Here is a 4615-nt window from a genome sequence, read left to right as displayed (position 1 = left end):
GGATAATAGATGGTTCAACCGCGCAGGGCACTTGCCCAGCATTGGCTAAAAAGTGAGCAGGCTTTGGGTAGCATTATGGAGGCAGCAGAATGTGGGGAAAATGACCGAGTATTGGAAATTGGTCCGGGTACTGGGATTTTGACACGACGTTTATTGTCTGTTGCAGGGGGGGTAGTTGCAGTGGAAATTGACCGCGATTTGTGTAAGCTATTGGCAAAGCAGTTGGGGGAGAAGGAAAATTTTTTACTTTTACAAGGCGATTTTTTGGAGTTGGATTTAGCAACTTTATTGAATAGTTTTTCTGCTTTTAATCATCCTAATAAGGTAGTAGCTAATATCCCGTACAATATTACTGGTCCTATTATTGAAAAGTTATTGGGGACAATTAGTAATCCAAATTTACAACCTTATGAATCGATAGTGTTGCTCATACAGAAAGAAGTCGCAGATAGGTTAACTGCTTCTTCAGGTTCAAGAACATTTGGAGCTTTAACAGTGCGTGCTTCATATTTAGCGAAGTGCGAGTATGTTTGCACAGTTGCGGCAAAAGCATTTCATCCAGTACCAAAGGTAGATTCAGCAGTGGTAAAATTAACACCGCGTCAATTGGAAGTCACCGCAGATGACCCCAAATATCTGGAAACTTTAGTAAAATTGGGGTTTAGTGCGAAGCGGAAGATGTTACGGAATAATTTGCAAACCGTAATTGAACGCGATCGCATGACACAAATTCTGGAACAATTAGATATAAATCCCCAATCCCGTGGCGAAGACTTAAGTGTTGAGCAGTGGGTGGAGTTGAGTAATCAGTTGAAAAAAATTAGTAATGCGTAACTATAGTTTAATTGCACCAGCAAAAATAAATTTATATTTGGAAATCATTGGGGATAGACCAGATGGTTATCATGAGTTAGCGATGGTCATGCAGAGTATTCAGCTTGCTGACCAAGTTGATATTAGCGCCAATGGGAATAAGAGTATTAAGGTAGATTGTCAGAGTTTGGAAGTTCCCAACGACAAAACCAATCTCGCTTATCGGGCTGCTGAATTGATGACGGAAAAGTTTCCCGATGCATTCGCACAGTACGGTGGTGTTGATATTACCATCCACAAAAATATTCCAGTTGCTGCTGGTTTGGCTGGAGGTTCCACAAATGCAGCCGCAGTACTAGTTGGGATGGATTTATTGTGGAATTTGGGACTAACTCAATCTGACATTGAAGAATTGGGTGCTTTTTTAGGTTCCGATGTTCCATTTTGTGTAGGGGGAGGAACTGCGATCGCAACTGGACGAGGAGAACAACTTACTTCGATTCTGGGATTGGAGGACGTATATGTGGTATTAGGTAAACACAAAAATATTTCTGTTTCCACACCTTGGGCGTATAAAAGTTATCGTGCAGCGTATACAGATAGTTATATTCGAGATAAAGAAGATTTAGCAGCACGTGCCAGTGCAGTACATTCAGCACCAATGGTACAGGCTATTATTCACAAAAATATCCAAGAAATTTGTCAGCAGCTACATAACGATTTAGAAAAAGTGGTACTCCCTGAATACTCTCAGGTGTCGCAGTTACGAGCAGCATTCGCATCTTTAGGAGCCTTAGGTACAATAATGTCAGGTTCAGGTCCCAGTGTTTTTGCAATTTGCGAATCAAAATCACAAGCAGAGTCTATTAAATCGCAAGTACACAAAATAATTCCCGATAATAACCTAGAATTATTCGTCACTAAATTAATTTCACACGGGATTCAAGTAGCATCACAAAAGTAGTTATATTTAAGTAAAAGCCTTAACTATTTAACCTTTGTACCCTATCCCCCAAAATCATCTACCACATCCAACTCAGCAACCGACCAACCAAGAACCCGTTCATACAAAGTTTCATAAACAGAACAAATATTAGCACCATCCTGACGTTGAGGACGGTGGATTACTTGAATTGGATAAGTTAAAGAACTATTCAACTTAGCAGCAAAATCCACACCCAAAACACCAATGAAATCAAACTGCGACACCGTTTCTTGAATGGCTTCCAACAACCTCACATCACTAATCGGACAAGCAAAACAAAAATAATTACAAAAAGCTAAATACTTCTCCCAATTAGCACCAAATTCAAAATCATTTGCATCACTAACTATTTTTACAGCAAACAAATCCTTCGGAAACTTCAAATCCCATCGCACCACACCAACCAAATCCAACCGCAATTTATTACTTTCCTCCCCAACCCTCACATCTAAATGAGTTCCCCAATTTTGTGGAGGATAATTTGTACCAGCACATCCCTGCATCCAACTATAATCGGCTTTCAGAGCGCGGTTAATTGTCGGTGCAACTTGGCGGTAAGTAAACTTACTAGCAGCACTCGGTATCGTTACAACCTCAACATCCTTTTCACCCAAACTTCGCTCAATAAAAGTACTAAAATTAGACGTATCCTTCCATTGTCCTAAGTACTCAATTTTACCTTCCTCACCTTTTGGAGGTCTTCCCCGATTCGTACGAACCTCCGTCGCTGGTGGTCGATAATCTTTTTCAATCTGACGACATTCAGCAACCGTCACATCCCCAGCAAAAATTCGCTCCCTCAAAGTCTCAAAAACTGGAGTTGGAGCCTGACGCTGGACTTTTTCTAGCCTCTCCAACGCTTCTGGAGCAATTTTAGCCGCTTCATTTACTTGCTCTAAATCCTCAGAACCCGTTAACTTCAAAAAATATTTTGCAGCCTTCACAAATCGCCATAACAAAGAAGGTTCACGATTATTATTAACTGCTAACTGGCGAATCCAAGCAGAAAATGAAGAAAACCCCTTTTGTTTATAGAGCTTTTGTTGCTGAACCTTGAGAGTTAGTTTTGCCAACTCCGTCCAATCTGCCCTACTTCGAGAAAGCAGTTGAGATAAACGAACCTCAATCTCTTCAAGATTTACCTCTGGCGATTTGGAAGTAAGCTCTGTATTTCTAAATTGCATGTTTAGCCTAATATACTAGATTAACAATAATCTAGTTGGATGGATTATTTTTAACATGTTCACTACCTAAATAATAAATGAATATTGCTCCAATCATCTAAAATATAAGGGAAAAAAAGAAAAATTAACATATATTTATTGTCTGGATTATTACAAGCAATAAATTAAAACCCTCAGCACAAATTGAGAATTGTTTGTTTCCCAGTTAACTCGCAACAAAATTCAGGTAATATCACAGCAGAAATGGTTTACAAAACAAGGTATTTATGAGTAAAAATCAAAACCCCCCATCAAAAACAAGTCCACTACACTGCTTAATCGGCTCATTTGTTGCCGGAGGATTAGCATATGGGATATTTAACTTAATGAATGCGATCGCACTTAGTTTCGCAAGTAAAGCAATCACGACAAACAACGAAATAGTTTTTCGTATAACAATTGCTGTACGAACATTGGTAGTAGGGATGGCAGCTTTAGGAGCCGGAATTTTTGCATTAGTCGCAGTTGGTTTATTTGGGTTAATGATCCAAACATTAATTCAAAAAAAACAACCCTCAGATAATCAGTAAATTTCAGTTTCCCATTTTTGCGTTTCCAAGCCAAACTACATCTATTACAATTTCTACTCCAAACGAACTCGAAACCGAACAAAACCAGCATTATTACCAGATGTATAATCAAGAGTACCAAAATTAACCAACACTGCACCAGTAGGATTTCCTTGATTCGGACAAACATTATTTGCAGGTAGTGGTGCCACAGGAGAAAAGTAACTACCTCTATCTGCATCACTACTATTGGTTTGATTTGTAATAGTATTTGCCATATTCAAAGCAATCCCATTACCCGAACCAAAAGCATCAGCAATAAAATTCGTTCCCAAAGGAATCGAATCACATAATCGAGCATTAGGTATGGGTTGATTACCATCCACTAGGAAATAAATAGTATATTCAACTTCATCACCTGCTTTTAATAATAATTGCGGATCGATACGAATAACTCCAGTAGGTGCGATCGCAGAACTCGACCAAATAGTTCTATCATCGTTAGGGTCATTTGGGTCATCAATCGTTTGATTAAAGTTAACCCCAGGAATGGGAATACCGTTGCGAATCACATTCGTAATACGTTTAATACCGCGTAAACTTATGTTTCCTGGAGGAGGAGATGGTGGTACAGTTCCAACAGTGACATCTTCACCCGTACTACTAGCAGAGTCGTAACTACTACTTGTTGTCCCATTAGCTACGGTACGAGTCGGGTCAATATAAGTCGCTGTAGCATTGTTTTGATATCTACCATCGACAACAGTAGCTGCAATGTCAGTACTGAAGGAGATTTGAACGCTACCACCTCCAGGAATATCAAAACTACCAAAATTGAGAATTGTATCACCTGTGTTAGGGTTAATAACACTTGTACGGGTTACACCAGCGTTTAAAGTAATCGTTGGAGCCACAGAACCATCAAAGCTAAAACCACTCGGTAACGGGTCAGTAATATTAACATTTGTCGCCATAGCGCGATCGCTTGCATTTGTAACAGTAATAGTGTAAATCGCCTTCCCTGGTTGGGAAATTGGACCCGGTGTAGTTGTAACTTTATTTACAGTTAATTGGGGGATACATTC

The 4615-nt window shown here is 39.4% G+C and carries 4 protein-coding genes and 1 pseudogene; 3 read left to right on the top strand and 2 right to left on the bottom strand.

The genetic code is table 11. The annotated features are described in order from the left end of the window. Positions 1–9 precede the first annotated feature (9 nt). Together rsmA and ispE are read left to right on the top strand one after the other, a co-directional pair. Positions 10–834 (top strand): 16S rRNA (adenine(1518)-N(6)/adenine(1519)-N(6))-dimethyltransferase RsmA, encoded by an 825-nt coding sequence (gene rsmA / locus CK510_RS26655; RefSeq protein WP_095724535.1) that lies wholly within the window; start codon positions 10–12, stop codon positions 832–834. After that, on the top strand, positions 827–1777 hold the full coding sequence (gene ispE, locus CK510_RS26650) for a 4-(cytidine 5'-diphospho)-2-C-methyl-D-erythritol kinase (RefSeq protein ID WP_095724534.1): 951 nt from the start codon (positions 827–829) through the stop codon (positions 1775–1777). The genes rsmA and ispE overlap by 8 nt, the downstream gene beginning before the upstream one ends. A 41-nt stretch (positions 1778–1818) precedes the next feature. On the opposite strand, the gene CK510_RS26645 is transcribed toward ispE, so the two are convergent. Beyond that, on the bottom strand, positions 1819–2982 hold the full coding sequence (locus CK510_RS26645; protein WP_095724533.1) for a hypothetical protein: 1164 nt from the start codon (positions 2980–2982) through the stop codon (positions 1819–1821). A gap of 266 nt (positions 2983–3248) precedes the next feature. Between CK510_RS26645 and CK510_RS26640 the strand changes: the two genes are divergently transcribed. Then, entirely contained in the window at positions 3249–3551 is a 303-nt protein-coding gene (locus tag CK510_RS26640; RefSeq protein WP_095724532.1) for a DUF3082 domain-containing protein, read from the top strand. Positions 3552–3604: 53 nt separating this feature from the next. Here CK510_RS26640 and CK510_RS26635 read toward each other — a convergent pair. After that, positions 3605–4615, bottom strand: a pseudogene (locus CK510_RS26635) (DUF11 domain-containing protein); the annotation flags it as partial.

Origin of the sequence: Brunnivagina elsteri CCALA 953, from assembly GCF_002289455.1 — a bacterium.
In the GTDB taxonomy this organism is placed as follows: Bacteria; Cyanobacteriota; Cyanobacteriia; order Cyanobacteriales; family Nostocaceae; genus Brunnivagina; species Brunnivagina elsteri.
The sequence above is the reverse complement of the archived record's forward strand: the minus strand, read 5'-3'. Positions and strand labels throughout refer to the sequence as shown.